Raw genomic sequence first — 22,150 nt, 5'->3', positions numbered from 1 at the left:
CGACGCTCCATGAGCGCAGGCGCCTCGAGGAACCCATGGGCTCGTCCGTAGTTTCAGACCGACGCCCATCCGTCAGAGCCACCGACAGGTGCGCGTCTGCATCCGCGCAAGGCTCTGACGCTGGGGGCTTCTTGCCTGCTTGCCTCTACGAGATTAGGTTCACACGGAATGGACCTGCCTCTACTGTGAATGAGGTGGGCGAGGATGTGAACGAGGCGCTTGGTGTGTTGGCGCTCCTCGGGGGTGTGCTGCTGCTTGTCCTGCTGGTGTCCGGTGACTCCGAAGCCAAGCCGGCCGATGACGAAGTCGATCCGGCCGTGAAGCGACGGCGGTGGGAAGTGCGGGTCCAGGGGGCACGCCGCCTCCTGGAGGTCTGCCTCAACAACGCCGCCCACGGGGAGAAGCACTACCAGGAGGCTGAGAGGCGCCTTGCCACTCCTGGTTCGGAGAGCCTCGCGGCCATGGAGATCGAAAAGGCCTGCATCTACAGGCACTGGCGGGCGCTGCTGCACTTGGCGGTGATCCGCGCCATGGAGATGAAGGCCAAAGAGGCGATATATGCGTTCGACAAGGCCGTCCTGATGGTGAATCCTGCGGGGATCGAGCCCGATGACTTCCGGCCCAAGATGGTGGGGATGGCTCTGGTCTGGCTGGAGGTCCGCCCGGGCCTGGCCAAGGTGTGGGAGGACTCTGTAGGCCGGAGACATCCTGGCCTGTCCGGCTCGCAGCTGCGCGCCAAAGCCGTCGAAGAGATCATCGAGACGATCCCGCCCTTGAAACCATGACGCCCTCGCAGGGCTGCCACAGGCCGGGCGGGTTCTTGCCGCTGCCCGGCGCCGCCCACTACGCCGCGTCCAAGGCCGTCCTCGAACAACTCCCCCGCAGCTGGGCGCTGGAACTGGCCGGCGACGGCATCCGCGTCAACGCCCCGGCCCCACCGGGAGCCAGGCTCTGACGCCGCCGGCCTGCCCGACACCGTCGTCAAGAACCGCGGCGTCGGCGGTGCGCTGATGGTGGTTGCGACGGGCTCAAGGGCCTTCCGCAGGCCATCGAGACCGTCTGGCCGCGAACGGTGGTCCAAACATGCGTGGTGCACTTGTTGCGCGCCTCGTTCCCGTATGCCGCCCACCAGCACTGGGACGCCGTCGCCAAAGCGCTCAAGCCGTTCATCCTGGTATATCGCCCAATAATGATCGCTTTCCCGCGCGATCGGAGAGCGACCATGGAGGCCCCCGCCGCGGGTGGCAAGGACGCGCAGCGTCGCCGTTCAGTACTGACCGGAGCCGCGCTACTCGCGCTGGGGATCGCTGCGGGCGTCGCCCTGAGCACGGCGGGTCTCGTGCCTGCTGCGCTCCGCCCCAAGCCGGCCGCGCCCACCTCCTCACCCAGCGGCTCACCCCAACCAGCGACCAGTGAGGCCCGCCTGAGCCTGCCCGCCGTTCGTGCCGCCACGGCAATCTGCTCCCTGATCACGTTGAGGGCATGACGCTGCGTCACACGTTCGACGACACCGTCGAGGACGGCTTCGCCGTCTTCCTCCAGGGCCTGAGGAAGAGAGGCTACGCGGTCAGCAAATCCGTCAGCCGGACGCGATCTTCAAACAGTGGTTGATGCCGTCGTTCGGCAAGACCGCCAGGAAGTCGGAGACGCTGAACCCTTGGCCCTACGAGGGACAGACGATGTGCTGGCTCACCACGACGTACTTCTGCGCCTGGGCCGACCGGACATCATTCGGCGTGGTCTCCTTCAATGCGACGGCAGAAATGACCACGCGAGCCCATGAGCACTTCGCCGCGATCCGAGCCGCCATCGAGCGACCGGTGCATCCGCAGTGAGCCAGTGAACTACAGCGATCAAAGGCAGACCCGCGGTCCGAACCCCGGTCGCCTCACCATACGAACGCGTTCGCCGTACTGCGGTTGCTCTCCGTGGGCCTCGAGGAAGGACACTCCTGCGTCGCCAGATCACCGTCCTCGAACGTCGGCTCGGCGCTGACACCGACGCAGCCCGCCGAAGCGCCTGCTCACCCTCGGATGACCATCCCCGCTGGTGCTTCCGAGGGCGCAGCCGTCACCACTGATCGGCGAATCTGGCACATCCACATCTCGTACGCCCCAATCAGCGTGAAGGACGGCCAGGCGGCACTGGACGGAGCGATCACAGTCGGGTCGGCCATGGCCACGTTCGTACCGGAACTCGCCAGGCAGCCGATCACCAACAGCAACCACGCAAGCACCTCAGCGCAACCATCGTGCCTGCCGGCAGGCGCCTCAGCCCGCGCTCTGCATGATCACGCAGCCATGCGAAACCAGGTCTGTCCCCACATGGTCCCCGGGAGAACGCGGAAAGGCCGTTCCCGATTTCTTGAGAACGGCCTTTGACCTGCGATTTCTGGCACGCCATTCGTCGGCCTGCAGGTCGCGCGGGCATGAACAGGGCGTGTGGTCCCCAGCGGGTCCCCAGTCCCCATCCGCTCGTACGAGAGAGACAGTCATCGACGCCCGCGATCACAGGCGCCGATCCCGACCCTGTTGGGAGTGATCTTGTCAAGACCAGCCGGCCTTCCCACCGGAGGGCTAGCGGATGTTCCCCGCTCCGGCGTGGCCTCCGGTGGCCGCGCCGACCGCGTTCAGGAGCTTCTGGATCTGGCACTGGGGTCCGGGTCAGGAGACCGTGTCAAGGTCGTGGACGTGCCGTCGGGGAAGCCGATGACGACCTCGCGGGCGGAGACGTCCACGGTGACCGCGTCGCGGAGGGCGGCCGGGTGCACGGCGTCGCCGGAGAGCACGACCAGCGAGACGTGCAGGCCGGGCTCGTCGGCGTGCAGGCACGGGACGGCAGAGTGCGGGCCGAACGCGTTGGACTCGACCTCGCGCTCGACGCTCGCCCGCCGCCAGCCGTACAGGGCGACGATCGCGGAGGTGAGGCCGTCCGCGCGGCGCGCCATCGCCCATCCGCGCCCGGTCGCCACGGTCGGCGGCACGTCCCCGGCCACGGCGAACCCACCTTCACGCACGCCGCCCTCACCGCCGCCCTCACCGCCGCCCTCACCGCCGCCCTCACCGCCGCCCTCACCGCCGGCGATCTCGTGGACGCGGAGCTCCCAGGGGCCGCGGACGACCGAGGTGCTGGTGACGAGCGCGCCGCCCGCGGTCCGATGGGAGGAGGAGGCGGTGGCGTCCGCGCACGTCAGCGGCGTGATCGCGGTACGGCGCGAGGGGGTGCCGCCGGGCGCGACCAGCGCGAGGTGGTTGTCGAGATCGCGGGCCCAGGCGTGCTCGGCTGCCTCGGGGGCGGTGCGGGTGGAGTAGGCGAGCTTGGCGTAGTGCGGGTCGTCGGGCGGCGCGCCGTGGTCGCTGCCGTGGTTGAGCAGGCGGACGATCCCGTCGTGCCGGGTGCCGTGCAGGAGCAGCCCGGCGGCGGGGACGGCCGCGACGACGTCGTGCTCGTCGATGGGCAGCGGCTGCTCGCGCTCGGTCCACACCGGGTGGTCCGGCGGCAGCAGCAGCCCGAGGAACCCCTTCGACGCCCAGTACGGCGACGCGGGCCCCGAGTACGCCTGCGTCACCGGCAGGAACGGCTCGTACCAGCCGAGGGAGAGCAGCCCGTCGGGGCCCGGCACGCCGCGCTCGGCGAAGTGGCGGACCACGGAGGAGGCGAGCTTCCTGGTCTGGCCCGGCGCGAGCGGGGTGGCGCCGGTGAGCGCGCCCAGCCAGACGGGCGCGAGGGCGGCGAAACGGTAGGTGAGCGAGCGGCCGTGATGAACGGGCGCGCCGTCCGCACCGAAGAAATGCTGATATGTCGTGAGGAATTCGTGCAGGCGGCTCGTGTACACGCCGGCCCGCTCCGCGTCGCCCGACATGCGCGTCCACAGCAGCGGGTACAGGTGCAGAGCCCAGCCGCAGTAGTAGTCGAAGTTGCGCGAGCCGCCGTCGGTGTACCAGCCGTCGCCGGCGTACCAGTCCTCGATGCGTTCAAGACCGCGGTCGATCTCCCGCTGCTCGTACGGCCCGCCCACCGACTTCAGGAACTCCTCCGTCACCGTCTGGAACAACATCCAGTTGTTGTCCCAGGTGCGCTTGCCGACGAAGCCGCCGAGCCAGTGGGCGACCCGGTCCCGTACGCCGTCGTCGAGCCGGTCCCACAGCCACGGCCGGGTCTCGTGCAGCGCGACCGCGATCGAGGCGGCCTCCACCATCTGCTGCGAGCAGTCGGTCAGCTCGGGCCACGCCTCGCCGCTGCCGGGGTCGGTGCCCGCCGCGAGGCCCCTGGCGTACCGCTCGGCGAGGTCGGGGACGTCGCCCGCCGCGCCCGCGAGGCGGAACGCGGCGAGCAGGAACGTGCGCGCGAACCCCTCCAGCCCGTCGAGCGCCACGCCCGACCAGCTCGCCCGGCCCGGAAGCCGGATCTGCGCGAAACCTGGGGAGGCGTACGGCGTCACCGCCCCGAGCAGCCGGTCGGCGAGAGCCTCCCAGTGCGCGCGGGTCCAGCCGGTGCGCGAGGAGAGCACGCGGTCGGTCGGCGGCAGCGACAGGTACGGAGGGATCAACGTTCAGCCTTTCTTGCCGACGGCGAGCACGGCGGTGTGGGACCGGCCGCGGGAGCCGGCCAGATCGACGGTGACGGAGGGCCGCTCGCCCGTCGTGACCGAGACGGTGTCGTCGGCCCTGACCAGGGCGTGCGCGGGATGGGGAAGCACGAGCGTCACCGCCGCCACGGTACGCCCCGGGTCGGAGACCGCCACGGTCGTCCGTCCCGCCGCCCGCCGGACCAGGACCGCGCAGGGAGCCGAGGCCGACACTCCGCCCGCCTCCCCCGCCGCCCAGAACGTGGCCGCGAACAGCTCGCCGCCGCCCGCCGAGCGGCCGTGCGCGCGCACCGCCTGCGCGGTCGGGGTGTTGGCCAGGATCTCGACGCGGTCGAAGTCGCGCGTCCGGTCGGGTGTGGCGCCCGGGAGCAGGACCCAGGCGTAGTCCGCGCCGGACGGGCTGATCCCGTGGTCGAGCCAGAGGGTGGTGTAGTCGCAGGTCACGGTGGCGTCCGTGCCCTGCGTGCTCGCGCCGTCGTTGATCGACCGCCAGGTGTCGGCACGGCGCTCGGTGAGCGAGCGCGGCCGGTGGCCGGAGGGGAAGACGTACCCGGCGACGCCTTCGAGGTGCGCCCAGCCGTCGCCGGTGGTGAGCGGGGCGGAGGTGCGCCGGTTCTCCACGACCGTCTCGATCACGCGGCCGTCGGCGCTGGTGATCCCGGCGCCGAGACAGACGACGGCGTCGTCGAGGCACACCCAGGTCTTGCGGGCGGTGAGCGTGGTCCCCACGGCCATCAGGTCGAGCGCGGCGACGCCGTACCCGTCCGCGGTGACGCCGCCCGCCCAGGCGTTCTTCGGGCGGAACGTGCCGGTGCCGCCGGAGGAGACGGCCGGGTCGCGCGGGCGGGTGTCGACGGTGGTCCCGGCGAGCCGGTGGGAGTCGACCGTGGGCCAGTAGCCGTCGCTGTAGTGGCCGGCGTCGAGGTAGAGGTACGTCGCGCCGTCGCCCTGGTACCAGGCCCGGTAGTTCTCGCCGTTGCCGCACTCGTACAGGGCGATCCGCCTCGACGACAGGCTGATCGCGTACGACCAGCCGGGGCGGCGGTGCACGACGCGGTCCATGTCGGCGAACACGTGGTGGCCGCTCGGCCGGGACGCGGCGGCGACCGCGTCGTCGGCGAGCACGGCGACGGCCCTCGCGGTGGCCGCGACGTCCGCGCCCTCCAGGAACCGGCCGCGCGCGATCCACCCCTTGGCCAGCCCGCGGAACCGCGCCGCGTACGGCTCCCCCGCGCCGGCCGCCAGGCGCAGGATCGCGTCCACGGTGTCACGGCCCGAGTCGTGGTCCCGGTTGAACTGCCGCGACACCGCCCGCCCGCGCACACTGTCCATCATCAGTCCGTCGTGGATCCACGGCGCATACGTGCGCTCCACCGCGTCCAGCACGACCCGCACCGCCGGGTCGTCCACCTGCCAGGCGCTCCCGCCGAGCAGGCCGAGGATCGCGCTCACCGACTGGAGCAGGACGACGCCGTACGAGCCGGTGTAGGCCACGACGTCGTGCTGGACGAACGAGCCGTCGGCGTAGTAGCCGTCGCCGGAGGTGACGTAGCCGAACAGGGTGTGCTTGCCGGCGTCGCGCCGGTCGGACAGGCCGTCGCGGGCGAGCGCGATCTTGTCCGAGCTCTCGCCGACGATGCCGCGCAGGGCCACGATGAGCGCCTTGTCGGCCCGGTTCGCGCCGGTCTCGGCGAAGTTCGTGAGGTTCGTCCGGCGGTCGGGGTTCGGGCAGAAGCGGTCCACGGCGCGGATCCAGGCTGCCCGCCGTCCCGCGTCGACGGCGTCGTGCATGAGCACGCAGGTGTCCATCAGCGCGCGCGGGGCGCCGATCTCCCAGTGCCACCAGTTGCCGGTCTCGCGCGCGCCCTCGTTGTAGGCGCGCTCGTAGAGGAAGTCGAGGCCGCCGATGATCTGCGCGGCCAGGGTCTCGTCGGCGTACAGGGCCGAGCCGCGGCTCGCCCAGGCGGTGGCGAGCGCGCGCAGGCGCTGGTGGCTGGTCGCGATGTCGCCGGACACGCCGGTCAGCGGGAGGTCCGGCCACAGGTGCGTACGTCCGGGAGCCAGGTTCATCGACGTCCGGTACGCCGAGGCGGCCGCGTCCAGGCGGGCCAGCGGCGCGGCGAAGGCCGGGTCGCGGGGGTCGAGGTCGCCGCCCGTGATCAGCTCGGCCGCCTTGGCCCGGAGCCCGGCGAAGTCGGCGGGACCCGCCGGTACGTCCGCCCCCGAGGCCGCTGTGCGGCGGATGGTTCCGGCCCGGGCCGGGGTCGCGGTGAGCAGGGGCGCGGCGGCGACGGCGCCGAGGAAGGCGCGGCGGCTGGTCATCGCTCGCTCAGCCGGGTCAGGTCGGCGTCCGGCGCGGGCAGGCCGAGCGCGGCCAGTTCGGCGTACCCGCTCTCCGGGATCGGGAACGCCCACGCGCGCAGGAACCCGGAGAGGTCGCGTCCGGCGACGCGGCTGAAGTACATGGCCATCAGCGTGAAGCGCCGCGCCGAGTCCCCCGAGGACGACGGCGGCGTCTCCTCCCTGACCAGCCGGTGCACCCGAGGGTAGAAGTCGTCGCCGAACCCGAGTTCGAGCTGCCGGAACGGCACCAGCTTCTCGAACGCCCCGAGCCCGGCGTAGTCGGCGACCGGCAGCTTGGCGAGCGCCGTCTCGTAGGCGTTGTTGGTCACCAGGTTGGACGGCATGCCGAAGTGCCGCTGCACGGCCAGGCTGTAGATGTTGACCGTGACCTCGGTGAGCTCGCCCGGCCGCCAGGCCATCTGCTGGTGCTGGTGGCCGAGCTCGTGGTAGACGCCCCAGCCGGTGGTCCGCACCTTGTCGGGCAGGAGCAGGCGGGTCGTGGCGTACGCGTCGTAGTAGGCGGTGTAGGCGTGGGTGGCGTACGCGGTGGACTTGGGGCCGTATTCGGGGCGTACGTTGACCAGGTGCCGGCCGAGCGGGGTCGGGGCGTGCAGCGGGGCGGAGCCGTCCAGGCCGGAGATCGCCGCCTCGACGTCCTCGACCTGCTCCAGCAGGGTCATGAGCTGGGCGTGGTCCTGGTCTCGCACCTGGAGGAAGGTCTCGCGCCGGACGGTCACGATCATCTGCGGCGAGACGAGCTCGACGAAGGGCGCCTGGGTGAACGCGTCCACCTGCGCCTGGAACTCGGCCTCCGTGGTGCCCTCGGGCGCGAACACGGGCGCGGCGAAGGCCGGGCGCCCCTGCCACGCCGCCCGCGTCGCCGGCGCCGGGTCGCCGCAGCCGCTGCTCGGCGCCAGCACGTACGTCGGCGCCGGGACGCCCTCCGGCCCGAACCGCACGACCGCGTTCGCCCTGCGGTCACCGGTGAACGACAGATACACCATGCCGCCGCCCGCGTCGGTGACCGTGTTGACGCCCTCGGTGAGCGGGTGGGCGCGCGGGTACCGGTAGGCGGTGTCGGGGTTGGTGTCGGGGGCGCCGACGTGCAGGGTGGGCCGGGGGCCGTCGGGGGCGCGTACCTCAAGGGTGAGGGGGCGTCCGGGCGGCAGGTACAGGCCGGTCGGCACGAACTCGGTCGTACGGTAGACGGTCTGCATGCGCAGCCGTTCCGCCTCCGCCGCCGGCCGCCCCCGCAGCACCACGGCCCTGCGCGCCCCGGGCACCGCGACCCGCCGCACCTCGGCGGCCGCGACCCGGGGGGCGCCCGACAACGCCACACCCCCGGCCGCGGCCAACCCCACGACCACCCTCCTGCGAGAAAGCCCCCCATCGGGGAACGGGCCGGAAGCCCGCCCGGGGGCCGCCGGGGCAGGACGGGCGGACGTGCCATCGGGGGTCGCCGGGGCGAGGCGAGCGGGCGTCCCGTCGAGGGACGCAGCGACGGGACCGGCGCAGGCCCGGTCAAGGGGCGCCGGGGCAGGGCGAGCGGAACCCCCGTCGAAGGACGGCGAGGCGGGACGGGCGGAGGTCCCGTCAGGGGGTGTGGGGGTGGGGCGGGCAGGGGGCATGGGGGGCTCCTAGTCGGTGAGCGTCGAGGGGTCGGCGGCGGGGGCCGGGAGGCCGAGGGCGGCGACCCGGGCCAGGTACTCGGCGGTCAGCGGCGCGCCCCAGCGGGTCCAGAAGCCCGACAGGTCGGCCCCCGCGATCCGCGAGGTGTAGATCGCGAGGTTGCCCCACCGCTTGGCGGACTCGGTGTAGTCGGAGGCCGGGCGTTCCTCGCGGACCAGCTGGTGCAGGCGCGGGTGGAAGTCCTCGCCGAAGGCCAGTTCGAGCTGCCGGAACGGCACGAGCTTCTCGTAGGCCCCCAGCCTGCGGAAGTCGGCCGCGGGCAGCTTGGCCAGCGCGCTCTGGTACGGCGTGAGCCCCGTCCTGGCGTCTGGCCTGGTGAGGTTGGACGGCTGCGCCAGCGTGCGCTGCGCGGCCAGCGCGTAGACGTTGACCGTCACCTCGGTCAGGTCCTCCGGCTTGTAGGCCATCTGCTGGTGCTGGTGCCCGAGCTCGTGGTAGACGCCCCAGCCCCGGGTGCGCAGCCCGTCCACGGCGATGAGCCGGTCGAGGTAGGTGCGCGGGTAGGCGGTCCAGCCGTGGGTGGCGTACGCGCCGGCGCCCGTGGGCATGCGCGGGGCCTCGACGAGGTGGAAGGGCAGCGGGGAACGTCCGGCGGCGGACAGGCCGGAGATCGCGGCGTGCGAGGCGATGATCGTCTCCAGGAGCCGGAGCAGTTCCCCGTGGTCCTGGTCGCGCCAGGCGAGCATGCCGTCGCGGGTGATCGTGACGATGGCGTGCGGCGAGACCAGCTCGGCCTGCGGTGCGGCGGTCAGCGTGTCGAGCTGGGACTGGAACTCGGCCTCGGTGCTCTCCCCCAGTGTGAACGTCGGCACGCGCACCCCGCCCGACAGGAACTTGACCCTGGCGCGCTGCCCGTCACCGGTCAGCGCCAGGTAGACGAGCCCGCCGCCGGGGTCGGTCACGGTGGTGACGCCCTCGGTGAGCCGGTAGGCGCGCGGGTTCTTGTACGCGACGTCGGCGTGGGTGTCGGGTGCGCCGACGTACAGGGTGGGCAGCACCCCGTCGGGGGCGGTCACCTCGACGGCCATCGGGGTGCCGGCGGGCAGGTGGACGCGGGTGGGGTGGAACTCGGTGGTCCTGAGCGCCTGCTGGAGCCGGAGGCGTTCGCCCTCGGCCGCGGGCCTGGCCCTGAGTGTCACGGTGTGCCGCGCCTCCTGGCCGGCCGTGCGCGCCAGAACCGTGCGCGCCAGGGCCGGGCGGGAGCCGAGCAGGGCCGCGCCCGTCACCGCTCCGGCCGCGCCGATGGAGGTGCCGAGGAAGGTTCTGCGTGTGAGGGGGGTCATGGCAGGGATTGTGTAAGCGCTTACTATGCCGGTCAAGGGCTTACTAGATCTTTCTGCGGCTTTCTATCCCTGCTCCACGCCGCAATCCAGAGCCATGATCAGTAAGCGCTTCCTACGGCAGCGGCGCGACCGAGGCCCTGACCACGATGCTCGTGCCGACCTTGGCCATCGTCTGCACGGGCGAGAGGTAGTCGTCGTCGTCCCCGACGTCTAGGCCGAGGCGCACGGCCTGGCGGCCCAGCTCCTCCAGCGGGATGCGCACGGTCGTCAGCTGCGGCCGCAGCTCCTGCGCGATCGGCACGTCGTCGTAGCCCACCACCGAGACCGCCTCCGGCACCGGCACGCCCGCGAGCTCCAGCCCCTGCATCGCGCCCGCCGCGACCGTGTCGTTGGCGCAGAACAGCGCCGTGAAGTCGAGCTTGTCGGCCAGCAGCGCGCGGATCCTGTCGTAGCCGAACCTGCGGTTGAGCTGCCCGAGGTGGATCAGCCCTTTGTCGTAGGGCAGGCCGCGGAAGGCGAGCGCGCGCCGGTGCCCGGCGAGCCGCGCGACGGTCGTGGACAGGCTCGGCGGCCCGCCCAGGAAGACGATCTTCCGGTGCCCCTGCGTGATGAGGTGGTCCGTGATCGCGAAGGCGCCGCCCTCGTTGTCGTACTCGACGACCCGGGTCGGCACGTCGTCGCCGAGCGACGGCCGGCCGCACAGCACCAGCGTGGAGCCGCTGGCGTGCAGCGCGCGTGCCCGGCGGGCGACCTGGGCGGCGTAGGCGCGGTCCTCGTAGGCGCCGCCGACCAGGATGACGGCGTCGGCCCGCTGCTCGTGCAGCAGGTCGATGAGCGCGAGCTCCTTCTCGTGGCTGCCGTGGGTGCAGCAGACCATGCACAGGCGGCCGTGCCTGGTGGCCTCGCGCTCGACGCCCCGGGCGATGTAGGCGTAGAAGGGGTCGATCACGTCGTTGATGATGATCCCGACGGTCCTGTTGGTGGCTCCGGCCAGGGCGCGGGCGTGGGCGTTGGCGACGTAGCCCAGCTCGGCGATGGCCCGCTCGACCCGCTGGCGCGTGACCGCCGAGACCGGGTAGTTGCCGTTGATCACCCGGGACACGGTCGCGCTGGAGACGCCCGCGCGTTTCGCCACGTCGGCCATCGTCGCCAGGCTCGGCTCGGTCACCGGCACCTCCTCGCTGTCGATCATGCCATTCGGTCGAGCTCGCCGCGATCGATCTCGTGCAGCAGCGGCAGCCCGGCGGCGTAACGGGCGATCTCCCCGAGCGTGGACTCGGCCAGCCTGCCGAGCTCGTTGCCCTGCGCGCCCGCCAGATGGGGGGTCACGAACGCGTTGGGCAGGTCGAACAGCGGATGGCCGGCTGGGAGCGGCTCGGGGTCGCTGACGTCAAGTATCGCGTCGAGCCGGCCGCTGCGTACCTCCTTGACCAGCGCGTCGGTGTCGACCAGGCCGCCGCGGGCGGTGTTGACGACGACGGCGCCGTCGCGGAGCATCGACAGCCGCCTGGCGTCGAGCATGCGGCGGGTCTCGCGGGTCTCGGGGGCGTGCAGGCTGACCACGTGCGACCGTCTGACCAGGGTGTCGAGGTCGACGGCCGTGCCGCCGAGCTCGGCGATCCCGGCGGGGTCGGCGTACGGGTCGTAGACCAGCACGTCGGCGTCGAGGCCGCCGAGCAGCCCCATGACGCGCCGGCCGATCCTGGACAGCCCGACCAGGCCGACCGTGACGCCGCGGGTGCCGAGCCAGGGCAGGCCGGAGAAGTCGCGCCGGGTGCCGCGCTCCCGGTAGCGGCGGGCCAGGGTGAAGGCCCGCTTGGCGCCGAAGACGATGGCGGCGAAGGTGAACTCGGCGACGGGCACCGCGTTGGCGTCGGCCGCGCTGCAGACCCGGACGCCGCGTTCGAGGACGGCCGGGTCGAGGAAGGTCTTGACCGTGCCCGCCGCGTGCGCGACGAGGCGCAGGCCGGGGGCGCGATCGAGCAGCCCGGCGTCGATCTTCGGGCAGCCCCAGCCGGTCACCAGGACCTCGGCCCCGGCCAGCGCGCGCAGGGCGTCCGGCGAGCTGACCTCGTGCAGCACCTGGTCGTGGAGCTCGGTCAGCTCACCGAGGCGGCGCAGGGCCTCGTGCCCGAACACCTCCTCGCGCACCCCAGGCGCCATCGCCAGCACGGCGCGCGGTCTCGGCCGGGTGTGCGGAGGTCTCACCGGCGCCTCTTGTCTGCCCACGTCCATCTCCCGATAGTAAGCGCGTTCTACGCACTGCTGCGGCACGCTAGGGCTTCACCTGCGTAAAGGTCAAGGATGCGGGCCAAGAACGGCACGACTTCCGCCCAGGGGCTTGACGAAGTATGAAAGCGCTTACTAGCTTCCTCGCCAACCGGAAGGACCCAGCGCATGACCGCTACCCTCGACGCCCCCCGTGCCGGGACAGCGTCGCCGTCCGGCGAGAGGCCGCGCAGGCTCTCGCTGTGGCGGCGCCTCCGGCGCGACCGGGTGATGCTCCTGCTGACGCTGCCCGGGCTGATCTATTTCCTGGTCTTCCACTACGGGCCGCTGTTCGGCTACGTGGTCGCGTTCAAGGACTACCAGCCCTACATCGGCTTCATCGACAGCGCCTGGGTGGGGCTGCGGAACTTCGCCACCGTCTTCGGCGACCCCGGCGTCTGGAACGCCCTCGGCAACACCCTCAAGATCACCCTCACCCAGCTCGTGCTCTTCTTCCCCGCACCGATCGCCCTCGCACTGCTGCTCAACAGCGTGGTCAGCGACAGGGTGCGCAGGTTCGTGCAGAGCGTGGTCTACCTGCCGCACTTCATCGGCTGGGTGATCATCGTCTCGGTGTTCCAGCAGATCCTCGGCGGCGCGGGCGCGCTGCCGAACTTCCTGCAGAGCGCCGGCCTGCCGCGCTACGACATGATGACCGACCCCGACGTCTTCCCGCTGCTGGTGACGTTGCAGGTGATCTGGAAGGACGCCGGCTGGGCGACGATCATCTTCCTCGCCGCCCTGCTCGCCATCAACCAGGACCTGTACGAGGCCGCCGCCATGGACGGCGCGGGCCGCTGGCGCCGCCTGTGGCACGTCACGCTGCCCGGCATCACGCCGATCATCATCCTGCTGCTGATACTCAACCTCGGCAGCATCCTGTCCGTCGGCTTCGAGCAGATCCTGCTCCAACGCGACAACGTCGGCCCCGAGGCGGGCGAGGTGCTGGACACGTTCGTCTACTTCAACGGCGTCAAGGACGGCCAGTGGGGGCCCGCGGCCGCGGTCGGCCTGGTCAAGACCATCGTCGGCACCGCGATGGTGCTCGGCGCGAACAAGGTGGCCCACCTGTTCGGCCACGAGGGGGTGTACCGCGGTGGCGACAAGTAGCCGGCCGACCTGGATGGAGCGGCCCTCCACGCCCGGCCTGATCCTCAAGGGCGCGATCCTCACCGCGGTCGTCCTGCTGGTGGCCTACCCCTTCGTCGGTGTCATCGGCACCAGCCTGTCGGCCGAGTCCGACATCGCGCGGGCGGGCGGGTTCGTGCTGGTCCCGTCCACGCCGAGCCTGGCGGCGTACTCGACGATCCTCAGCGGCGGGGTGGTGACGCGGGCGCTGCTGGTCAGCGTGCTGGTGACGGCCGTCGGCACGCTCGCCAGCATGCTCGCCACCATCGGCATGGCGTACGGGCTGAGCCGCCGCGAGGTGACCGGCTCGCGCTGGATCCTGATGGTCGCCCTGCTGACCATGCTCTTCAACCCGGGCCTGATCGCCAACTTCCTGCTGGTCAAGCAGGTCGGCCTGATCGACTCGTTCGGCGCGCTGATCCTGCCGAGCCTGGTGAGCGCGTTCAACCTGGTCGTGCTGCGCTCGTTCTTCATGGGGCTGCCGCGCGAGCTGCTGGAGAGCGCCCGCATCGACGGCGCGGGCGACTTCGGCATCCTCGTCAGGATCGTGCTGCCGCTGTCGAAGGCGGTGCTCGCGGTGATCTCGCTGTTCTACGCCGTCGGCTACTGGAACGCCTTCTTCAACGCCCTGCTCTACCTCGACGACTCCGACAAGTTCCCGCTCCCGCTGATCCTGCGCACGTTCGTCCTGCAGGGCCGTTCGATGGAGACCGTGACGGCCGCCGAGGCGCCGGCGCCCGTGCAGGCGGTCCAGATGGCCGTGCTCGTGGTGGCGATCGTGCCCATCCTGCTCGTCTACCCCTTCCTGCAGCGCTACTTCACCAAGGGCGTGCTCACCGGCGCCGTCAAAGGCTGACCCCCCAACCCCCCAAGGAAGATCCCATGAGAGAAAGCGTCTCGCGCCGAGGTTTCCTCCGGCTCGGCGCCGCCACGGCGGCGGGTGTCGTCGCCTCCTCCGCCCTCGCGGCCTGCGGTGGCGGGTCCGCCGCGCCCGCCGCCAAGGCGCAGGGGCTGACCATCAAGCTGCCGACGTACACGCCGCCGGCCGGCACGCTCACCCCCGACCTGCCCGGCAGCCCCACGGGCGTGCCCGAGGGCTACTTCACCTATCCGGACAAGCTGTTCAAGGCCGTCGCCAAGCCGCCGATGTCGGGCGGGACCGTGAAGATCGCGGTGCAGACGTTCCTGCCGCCGCCGCCCGGCCGTGCGGAGAACCCGGCGTGGCAGGAGGTGGAGAAGCGGCTCGGCGGGACGGCCGACGTGCAGGCGGTCTCGTCCGACGACTGGCCGACGAAGTTCAACACGATGGTCGCGGGCGGCACGTTGCCCGACATGTTCACCTACATCCAGTCGCAGGGGGTGAACAACCTGCCCGCGTTCGCGGCCAGCCAGTGCACCGACCTGACGGCGCTGCTCGGCGGGGACGCGGTCAAGGAGTACCCGAACCTGGCGGCGATCCCGCAGGTGTTCTGGAAGCAGGGCATCGTCGGCGGCAAGCTGTACGGCATCCCCATCCCGCGCAACATGGTCGGCGGGCTCGGCTTCTACCGGGCCGACATGTTCGCGAAGGCGGGCGTCACCGACCTGGCGCAGATCTCCGACATGGACCGCCTGTTCGAGCTGCTCAAGGAGGTGACCAGGCCCAAGGACAACCAGTGGGGCGTGCTCACCATGGTCGGCGGCGGGTACGGCCTGTCGATCTTCTCGCAGCTGTTCGGCGCCCCCAACGCCTGGCGGCTGGAGAACGGCAGGCTCGTCCACGCCATCGAGACCGAGGAGTACAAGGCGGCCGTCGAGTACGTCCGCAAGCTCCGCGAGGCGGGCGTCATCTACCCCGGCTCGGAGGGCTTCGACGGCCTCAAGCGCAAGAACGAGTTCAACTCCGGCCACGCCGCGATGGTCTACGACGGCCTGCCCGCCTACCTCGGGCCCACCGGCTACCTGCAGACGTCCAAGAAGATCGAGCCGACGGCCGATCCGCGGCCGCTCACGCCGGTCGGCCCGAAGGCCGAGGCGTTCCTCAACAACATCGTCGTCTCGATCACCATGCTGAAGAAGAGCGACGAGCAGCGGGCCAAGGAGCTGCTGCGGGTGGCCGACTTCTTCGCCTCGCCGTTCGGCAGCGAGGAGTACACGCTGTTCAACTACGGCCTGGAGGGCACCGACCACACGCGCGACGCCAAGGGCGCGCCGGTGCTGACCGAGCAGGGCGGGCGGGACACCGCCGTGCCGTGGAAGTTCGTCGCCGCGCCGACGCAGGCGCTGTTCGACTCCTCCTCGAAGGAGGCCGTGAAGATCATGCACGACGCGATCGGCAAGATGATCGCCGTGGGCGTGGAGGACCCGACGGTCGGGTTGTACTCCCCCGCCAACGAGAACAAGTACGAGTCGCTGTACACCATGCGCACCGACCGCGTGACCTCCATCGTGGCCGGGCGGGCGCCGCTGAGTGACCTGGACAAGCTGGTCAAGGACTGGCGGGCGCAGGGCGGCGACCAGGCACGCGCCGAGTTCGAGGAAGCACTCAAGCAGTCACCGAAGGCGGGCTGACCATGAAGCGGACCGTCATCGCCCTCGTCGCGGCCGCGCTGCTCGGCACCGCCGCCGCCGTACCTCCGTCGCCGGGCTCGCCCGGGGTCGGCGACCCGCTCTTCCCGACGCTCGGCAACGGCGGCTACGACGTGCGCCACTACGACGTCTCCTTCGACTTCACCCCCGTCACCTACGACTTCTCCGGCGTCGTACGGTTCACCGCGACGGCCACCCAGGCCCTGTCGTCCTTCAACCTCGACACCGACGGGCACGTGATCGACGCCGTCACCGTCGACGGCGAGCCCGCCACCTGGGCGCTCTCCCCCGGGCAGAGCGGTCAGGAGCTGACCGTCACGCCCGCCGAGCCGCTGCGCGAGCACATCCCGTTCGAGGCCGAGGTGCGCTTCCACGGCAACGGCAAGGCGCCGCGCGCGGGCCTGACCGGCTGGCGCTTCGGCCCCGACGGCGGGTTCGCCGCCGCCGCGCAGTCCAGCAGGGCCGACACGTTCTTCCCCGTCAACGACCACCCGTCGGACAAGGCCACCTGGACCTTCCGCGTCACCGCCCCCGAGGGGTACGTCGCCACCGCCAACGGCGAGCTGACCGGCCGCGACGGCGGCACGTGGACGTTCGAGGAGCGCGAGCCGATGGCCTCGGAGCTGATCGGCCTCGCCGTGGTCAAGGGCACGTACGTCTACGGCACCGGCCCGCACGCGCTCCCGCTGCGGCACGTCGTCCCGCAGGGCCAGGAGGCCAGGTACGCGCCGATCGCCGCCGAGACCGGCGCCCAGATCGCCTGGGCGGAGGCCAGGTTCGGCCGGTTCCCGTTCTCCACGTACGGGGTGCACATCTACCCGGGGTACAGCGACGCGCTGGAGAACCAGACGCTGTCGCTGTTCGGCACCGGGTGGTTCGACCGGCCCACGTACTCCAACACGATGGTGCACGAACTCGTCCACCAGTGGTTCGGCGACTCCGTGACCCCCGCCACGTGGCAGGACGCCTGGCTGAACGAGGGCCCGGCCGTCTACTACGCGGCCGTGTGGGCGCAGGAGCACGGCGGCCAGCCGCTGGCCGACAAGATGCGCGGCGTGTACGCCAAGCTCGACGAGGTCCGCGCCAAGGACGGCCCGCCCGGCAGGCCGAAGGGCCTCGGCGGCTACAACATCTACGACGGCGGCGCCCTCGTCCTGTACGCCCTGCGCACCGAGGTCGGCGAGGAGACGTTCGACCGGATCATGCGCCGGTGGGTGCAGCGCAACAAGGACGGCAACGCCTCCACCGAGGACTTCATCACCCACGCCGCCGCCACCGCCCACCGTCCCGCCCTGGACGGATTCCTGCGCGCCTGGCTCTTCGGCACCCAGAACCCCCCGCTGGAGGGAATGTGAACACCGCGATCGCCCTCGCCCTGACCCTGGCCCTGCCCCCCGCGACCCCCGCGGCCGCCCCGGCCGCCCCGGCCCCGAAGGTCTTCCACGTCGCCCCGGACGGCCGGTCCGCGGCCTGCAACCAGGTCAACCCGTGCTCCCTGGAGACCGCGCGGGACAAGGTCCGCGAGGCCCTGGCCGGCGGCATGGACCGCGACGTCGAGGTCCGCCTGGCGGGCGGCGTCTACCGGATGGCCGCGCCGCTCGTCCTGGACCGGCGCGACTCCGGCCCCGACGGGCACACGGTGACCTGGACCGCCGCCCCCGGCGCCCGTCCGGTGCTGTCGGGCGGCGTGCCGATCACCGGCTGGCGGCAGGAGGGACGCCTCCAGGTCGCGCCCGTTCCCGAGGGCCTCTCGCCCCGGCAGCTCTTCGTCGGCGGCGTACGCGCGGTCCGGGCACGCGGCGGGTCGTGCCCGGCCGCGACCTGCGACGCGACGAAGACGGGCATGACCGGCGCGGTGAAGAGCGGGGTCGCGGGCTGGGCCGACCCGGCGAACGCCGAGGCGGTCATCAAGGTCAGGTGGCGGAACTACCGCTGCAGGATCGACCGCGTGGACGGCGACGTGATCACCTTCGTCCAGCCGTGCTGGACGAACTCCGCGAGCGGCACCGGCCGCACCGGGCCCGCGTGGGACTCGACGACGGTCGACTCCTCCCGGTACTCCAAGGTGTCCTTCTTCGAGAACGCCGCCGAGCTGCTCGACGAGCCGGGCGAGTTCGTCTTCGACCGGACCGCCCGTACCGTCTCCTACCTGCCCCGGCCGGGCGAGCGACTGGACGACGTGATCGCGCCCGCCACCGAGACATTGCTGCGTATGGAGGGCGCGAGCCGGGTCAGGATCGCCGGGCTGGGCTTCGAGCACGCCGCCTACCGGCAGCCGGACACCGCCGAGGGGTACGCGGGCACGCAGGGCGGCCTCACCCTGACCGGCGCGACCGGCCCCGAGGACCACGCCGGCCGCTTCTACACCAAGCCGGCCGCGGCCGTCGTCGTGCGCGGCGGCCGGGACGTGACCGTCGACGGCGCCGCGTTCGCGCGCCTCGGCGGCGCCGGCGTGATCCTGGAGGGCGGCACCAAGGACTCGGCCGTCACCGGCTCGGCGTTCACCGACCTGTCGTCGGGCGCGGTCTACGTCGGCGACACCGACCCCAATCCCCCGGCCGAGCTGCGCGGCGAGCGCAACACGGTGGCCCGCAACACCATCACCTGGACCGGCCGCGAGTTCACCGACGCGGTGGGCGTCTGGGCGGGCTACGAGTCCGGGCTGCGCGTGGACCACAACACGCTGGAGAAGCTGCCGTACTCGGGCGTGTCGGTCGGTTGGGGCTGGAACCAGCCGGTGGCCCAGAACCCGGACATGCGCGACAACCGGATCACCGGCAACAGGATCGTGGACGCCATGATGGTCGCCGAGGACCAGCACGACGGCGGCGCGATCTACACCCAGGGCCCGCAGCCCGGCACGGTGATCTCCGGCAACTACCTCAACCGGTCGGCGTACGGCAACACCGAGCGCGACGGCAACGGCGTCTACCTCGACGAGCAGAGCTCCCACATCACGGTCGAAGGCAACGTGATCACCCGCGTCGGCTACAAGTGGATCTCCAACTGGGCCGGGTACGGCATCGACAACCTCGCGACCGGCAACTGGACCGACACCACCGCGCCGGAACTGTCCGGCCGCGGCTCGCGGCAGGCGGACAACCACACCGCCCTGGAACGGCTGCCCGACGCGGCGCTCGCCGTCGCCGCGGCGGCGGGCGCGAGCCCCGGCCCGGTCGAGCAGCTCGAACCCGACCTGGCCAGGACGGGCAGCGCCACCCAGTCCGCCACCGAGGGCGCCGCGGCGGCCGCCGGCGCCCTCGACGGCTCCACGGTGACCGACACCAGGACGACGTCCGCGCCCGGCTCCTGGTGGCAGGTCGATCTGGGCGGCCCGCACCGGATCGGCACGGTGGAGATCTGGAACGACGCCTCCATGACCACGGCCGACGCCGAGCTGCTGGTCTCGGCCACGCCCGACTTCGCGCAGGCCACACGGGTGCCGCTGCCGGGCCGGGCGCTGCGCCCGTCCGTGGTCGCGGTGGACGCCGAGGGCCGGTACGTGCGGATCCAGCGGACCGGCACCGGCCGGATCGGCCTGTCGGCCGTCATGGTGCACCCATGAGCTGGTTCACGCAGGCCCGGTTCGGCCTGTTCATCCACTGGGGCATCTACGCGGCGGCCGCCCGCCACGAGTGGGTGCAGTCGTACGAGAAGATGGACGACGAGCGCTACCGCCGCTACTTCGACCACTTCGACCCCGACCTCTACGACCCGGCCGCCTGGGCCGACGAGGCCGTCAACGCCGGGATGAAGTACCTGGTCGTGACGAGCAAGCACCACGACGGCTTCTGCCTGTGGGACTCCGGCCTGACCGGGTTCAAGGCCCGCCGCGACCTGCTCGCCCCCATGCTCGACGCCTTCAGGGAGCGCGGCCTGCGTACCGGCCTGTACTACTCCCTGCTCGACTGGCACCACCCCGACTTCCCCAACGACCTCTACCACCCCCGCCGGGAGGAGGACCTCGGCGAACGCGACATCACCACCTACGCCGACTACCTGCACGGCCAGGTCCGCGAGCTGCTGACCCGCTACGGCCGCATCGACACGATGTGGTTCGACTTCTCCTACGCCGGGCGCGGGTTCGGCGCCAAGGGCCCCGACGAGTGGCGTTCGGCCGAGCTGGAGCGGATGGTCCGCGAGCTGCAGCCGGGCATCCTCGTCAACAACCGGCTCGGGCTCGGCGGCGGCGACTTCACCACGCCCGAGCAGGTCATGCCGCCCGGCGGCGTGCCCGGCCACCGGCCGTGGGAGGCGTGCCAGACGCTCAACGGCAGCTGGGGATACCACCGCGACAACCAGGACTGGAAGCCGGTCGAGCTGCTGGTGAAGATGCTGGTCGACACCGTGTCCAGGGGCGGCAACATGCTGCTGAACGTCGGCCCGAACGCCCGGGGCGAGTTCGAGCCGCGCGCCCTGGAACGGCTGCGCGGGATCGGCGCGTGGATGCGCCTGCACGCCCGGTCCATCCACGGGGCGGGGCCCGCGGACTTCGAGGCCCCGGCCGACTGCCGCTACACCCGACGCGGCGACCGGCTCTACCTGCACCTGCTGTCGTGGCCGATGCAGCACGTGCACCTGCCCGGCCTCGGCGGCCGGGTGGCCTACGCCCAGTTCCTGCACGACGCCTCGGAGGTGCCGTTCGTCGAGATCGACCCGAAGGAGCCGTTCCACCACTACCTGCGCGGCCTGCCGGAGGACACCCTGACCCTGCGGCTGCCGATCACCCGCCCCGACGTGACGATCCCGGTCGTCGAGCTGTTCCTGAGGCCCTAGTGCGGCGTTCCTCAGGGCGTAGGTGAACCGTCGGCGTAGCTGTCGTGGTGGCGGCGGTGTCCACGTGCACGCTTTCGGCTGCCGTTGCGGCGGAGAGTCCGGCGCCCGTCAGGGCTGCGGCAGCGGGATGATCTTGCGGTACTTCCCTCCGGCCGTCTGCTCCGGCGGCTCCTCGGCGCGCTCGATCGTCACGTGACCGGCCTTGTGCTCGGCGAGCAGATGGACGGCCCGGTCGTGGGCGGCCTGCCAGACGCGGTCCGCGTCGGCGCCGCCGGCGGCCCGCAGGCGTACCCGCAGGACGGTGGGCGCGGTCTGGACGAGCTGGAACTGTTCCATGCCGGGAACGGCCAGCGCGGTGCTGAAGGACATGGGAGAGATGCCGACGCGCTCGCCGGACCCGGTGGGAAAGGTGAGCAGATCGGCCGCCCGCCCCTGCACCTGGACGGCCGGGAGCGGATTGCCGCACGGGCAGGGGTCAGGACGCATCAGGACGCTGTCGCCGAGGTCGTAGCGCAGGATCGGCTGGACCCGGTTGGCGAGGTTGCTGATCAGGACGGTGTGTGAAAGCCGCCCTGGCGGCACCGGCCGGTGGTCGGCGTCGACCGGCTCCAGGACGACCCAGTCACCGTTGACGTGGTACCAGCCCTCCCGGCAGCCGGCGGTGAGGAAGCCGCACTCGCCACAGGCGTAGGCGGCGCGGACCTTCGCCCCGAACGCGGCGGCCAGGCGTTCCCGGGTCTGCGGGCTCAGCGTCTCGCCGCCGGGGATGACGAGCGCCGGGCGGATGCGCAACCGGCCGGCCTCCTGTTCCCCTGCCAGCAGCGTGAGCAGCCCGACGAAACCGGCGACGCCGGCCGGATCGAACCGGTTGAGCTCGTCGACCATCTCCTCCATCGACTGGTCGGTCGGGATGACTCGCACCAACCGGCCCAGCCACGGCCGCTCCAGGGCCGCCCGCGCCGGCCCGGCGAGGGTGGCGAAGTGGCCCCTGGGCGCCGTGACGATGGCGGTGCGGCCGGCGCGGGCGAGCGTGCGCAGGACGTCGCGGGCCGACAGTCCGGCGCCGGTGCGCAAGCCGGTGGCGGTGTGCACGGCCAGGCACCGATCGTCCTGCACGAACAGGCCGCGCTGCCCGCTGGTGCCGGTGGTCGTGGTGACCAGGTAACGGCCCAGGAACCGATGGCCCACCACATCGGGATCGGCCACGAACTCCTCGACTCGCTCTCGGGTCACCTCACGGTCGGTGACCCAGTCGTCGAAGCGGGCCATCAGTGTCTTCTTGTCGGTGACCGGGAGCAGCTGCGGGTCGTCGGCCCCTTCCGGCAGGTCATGGTAGAGCTCGCGGTAGAAGGGCGAGTGAGCGCGGGCATGGGCCACCAGCTCGGCCAGGCGACCCCGCCGCCGCCGTGCGATCGCCTCCGGGCCTTCCCGTACCGCGCGCCGCATGTCGCGGGCGAGCCGCCGGACGCTTTCCTCCATGATCGTCGCTCCTGTCCACGGTGATGCG

16 protein-coding genes and 2 pseudogenes are annotated in these 22,150 nt (G+C 72.0%); 11 read left to right on the top strand and 7 right to left on the bottom strand.

Translation table 11 applies throughout. The features are described from left to right. The first annotated feature begins 194 nt into the window (after nucleotides 1–194). The 5 genes and pseudogenes from AB0C33_RS36400 (at nucleotide 195) to AB0C33_RS36380 (ending at nucleotide 1,835) form a co-directional block, all read left to right on the top strand. Complete coding sequence (locus AB0C33_RS36400; protein ID WP_358295934.1) at nucleotides 195–785, top strand: hypothetical protein; 591 nt, start codon at nucleotides 195–197, stop codon at nucleotides 783–785. Nucleotides 786–823: 38 nt separating this feature from the next. Continuing rightward, a pseudogene (locus tag AB0C33_RS36395) lies at nucleotides 824–937 on the top strand (SDR family oxidoreductase); the annotation flags it as partial. A gap of 81 nt (nucleotides 938–1,018) precedes the next feature. After that, nucleotides 1,019–1,486 (top strand): annotated as a pseudogene (locus AB0C33_RS36390) (transposase); the annotation flags it as partial. Further along, a complete protein-coding gene (locus tag AB0C33_RS36385; RefSeq protein WP_358295932.1) occupies nucleotides 1,483–1,611 on the top strand; it encodes a hypothetical protein in 129 nt (42 codons plus the stop codon). The pseudogene AB0C33_RS36390 and the gene AB0C33_RS36385, both read left to right, overlap by 4 nt. Beyond that, entirely contained in the window at nucleotides 1,611–1,835 is a 225-nt protein-coding gene (locus tag AB0C33_RS36380; protein WP_358295930.1) for a hypothetical protein, read from the top strand. The genes AB0C33_RS36385 and AB0C33_RS36380 overlap by 1 nt, the downstream gene beginning before the upstream one ends. Nucleotides 1,836–2,629: 794 nt before the next feature. Here AB0C33_RS36380 and AB0C33_RS36375 read toward each other — a convergent pair. From AB0C33_RS36375 to AB0C33_RS36350, 6 genes are all read right to left on the bottom strand, one after another. After that, nucleotides 2,630–4,549, bottom strand: a complete 1,920-nt coding sequence (locus tag AB0C33_RS36375; protein ID WP_358295928.1) for a DUF2264 domain-containing protein — start codon at nucleotides 4,547–4,549, stop codon at nucleotides 2,630–2,632. A gap of 3 nt (nucleotides 4,550–4,552) precedes the next feature. Next, nucleotides 4,553–6,910, bottom strand: coding sequence for a polysaccharide lyase 8 family protein (locus AB0C33_RS36370; protein WP_358295926.1), 2,358 nt, complete (start codon nucleotides 6,908–6,910; stop codon nucleotides 4,553–4,555). Then, the gene (locus AB0C33_RS36365; protein ID WP_358295924.1) at nucleotides 6,907–8,292 is read right to left on the bottom strand and encodes a M60 family metallopeptidase; all 1,386 of its coding nucleotides are present in this window, start codon (nucleotides 8,290–8,292) and stop codon (nucleotides 6,907–6,909) included. Before AB0C33_RS36365 ends, AB0C33_RS36370 begins: the two co-directional genes overlap by 4 nt. A 276-nt stretch (nucleotides 8,293–8,568) precedes the next feature. Next, nucleotides 8,569–9,903 (bottom strand): M60 family metallopeptidase, encoded by a 1,335-nt coding sequence (locus AB0C33_RS36360; RefSeq protein ID WP_358295921.1) that lies wholly within the window; start codon nucleotides 9,901–9,903, stop codon nucleotides 8,569–8,571. 112 nt (nucleotides 9,904–10,015) lie between these two features. Beyond that, nucleotides 10,016–11,095, bottom strand: a complete 1,080-nt coding sequence (locus tag AB0C33_RS36355; protein WP_358295918.1) for a LacI family DNA-binding transcriptional regulator — start codon at nucleotides 11,093–11,095, stop codon at nucleotides 10,016–10,018. Then, complete coding sequence (locus AB0C33_RS36350) at nucleotides 11,092–12,111, bottom strand: hydroxyacid dehydrogenase (protein WP_358295915.1); 1,020 nt, start codon at nucleotides 12,109–12,111, stop codon at nucleotides 11,092–11,094. The genes AB0C33_RS36355 and AB0C33_RS36350 overlap by 4 nt, the downstream gene beginning before the upstream one ends. Before the next feature lie 189 nt (nucleotides 12,112–12,300). Here AB0C33_RS36350 and AB0C33_RS36345 point away from each other — a divergent pair, with 189 nt between their 5' ends. Genes AB0C33_RS36345 through AB0C33_RS36320 form a run of 6 tightly spaced genes read left to right on the top strand, consistent with a single transcriptional unit; the run spans nucleotide 12,301 to nucleotide 20,643 of the window. Beyond that, a complete protein-coding gene (locus AB0C33_RS36345) occupies nucleotides 12,301–13,281 on the top strand; it encodes an ABC transporter permease subunit (RefSeq protein WP_358295912.1) in 981 nt (326 codons plus the stop codon). Further along, the gene (locus AB0C33_RS36340) at nucleotides 13,268–14,155 is read left to right on the top strand and encodes a carbohydrate ABC transporter permease (RefSeq protein ID WP_358295910.1); all 888 of its coding nucleotides are present in this window, start codon (nucleotides 13,268–13,270) and stop codon (nucleotides 14,153–14,155) included. Before AB0C33_RS36345 ends, AB0C33_RS36340 begins: the two co-directional genes overlap by 14 nt. 26 nt (nucleotides 14,156–14,181) lie before the next feature. Next, on the top strand, nucleotides 14,182–15,849 hold the full coding sequence (locus AB0C33_RS36335) for an extracellular solute-binding protein (protein ID WP_358295907.1): 1,668 nt from the start codon (nucleotides 14,182–14,184) through the stop codon (nucleotides 15,847–15,849). Nucleotides 15,850–15,851: 2 nt separating this feature from the next. Further along, nucleotides 15,852–17,222: a M1 family metallopeptidase gene (locus AB0C33_RS36330; RefSeq protein WP_358295904.1), complete on the top strand. Its 1,371-nt coding sequence runs from the start codon at nucleotides 15,852–15,854 to the stop codon at nucleotides 17,220–17,222. After that, nucleotides 17,219–19,432 (top strand): right-handed parallel beta-helix repeat-containing protein, encoded by a 2,214-nt coding sequence (locus AB0C33_RS36325; RefSeq protein WP_358295902.1) that lies wholly within the window; start codon nucleotides 17,219–17,221, stop codon nucleotides 19,430–19,432. The genes AB0C33_RS36330 and AB0C33_RS36325 overlap by 4 nt, the downstream gene beginning before the upstream one ends. Then, nucleotides 19,429–20,643 carry an alpha-L-fucosidase gene (locus tag AB0C33_RS36320; RefSeq protein ID WP_358295899.1) on the top strand — a complete coding sequence of 405 codons (1,215 nt, stop codon included), beginning with the start codon at nucleotides 19,429–19,431 and terminating at the stop codon, nucleotides 20,641–20,643. The genes AB0C33_RS36325 and AB0C33_RS36320 overlap by 4 nt, the downstream gene beginning before the upstream one ends. Nucleotides 20,644–20,751: 108 nt before the next feature. Here AB0C33_RS36320 and AB0C33_RS36315 read toward each other — a convergent pair whose 3' ends face one another. Beyond that, the gene (locus AB0C33_RS36315) at nucleotides 20,752–22,122 is read right to left on the bottom strand and encodes a hypothetical protein (RefSeq protein ID WP_358295897.1); all 1,371 of its coding nucleotides are present in this window, start codon (nucleotides 22,120–22,122) and stop codon (nucleotides 20,752–20,754) included. Nucleotides 22,123–22,150: the final 28 nt, after the last annotated feature.

The sequence above is a fragment of the Nonomuraea sp. NPDC048881 genome (assembly GCF_040649795.1).
GTDB lineage: Bacteria > Actinomycetota > Actinomycetes > Streptosporangiales > Streptosporangiaceae > Nonomuraea.
This window is presented reverse-complemented; position numbering and strand designations above follow the sequence as displayed.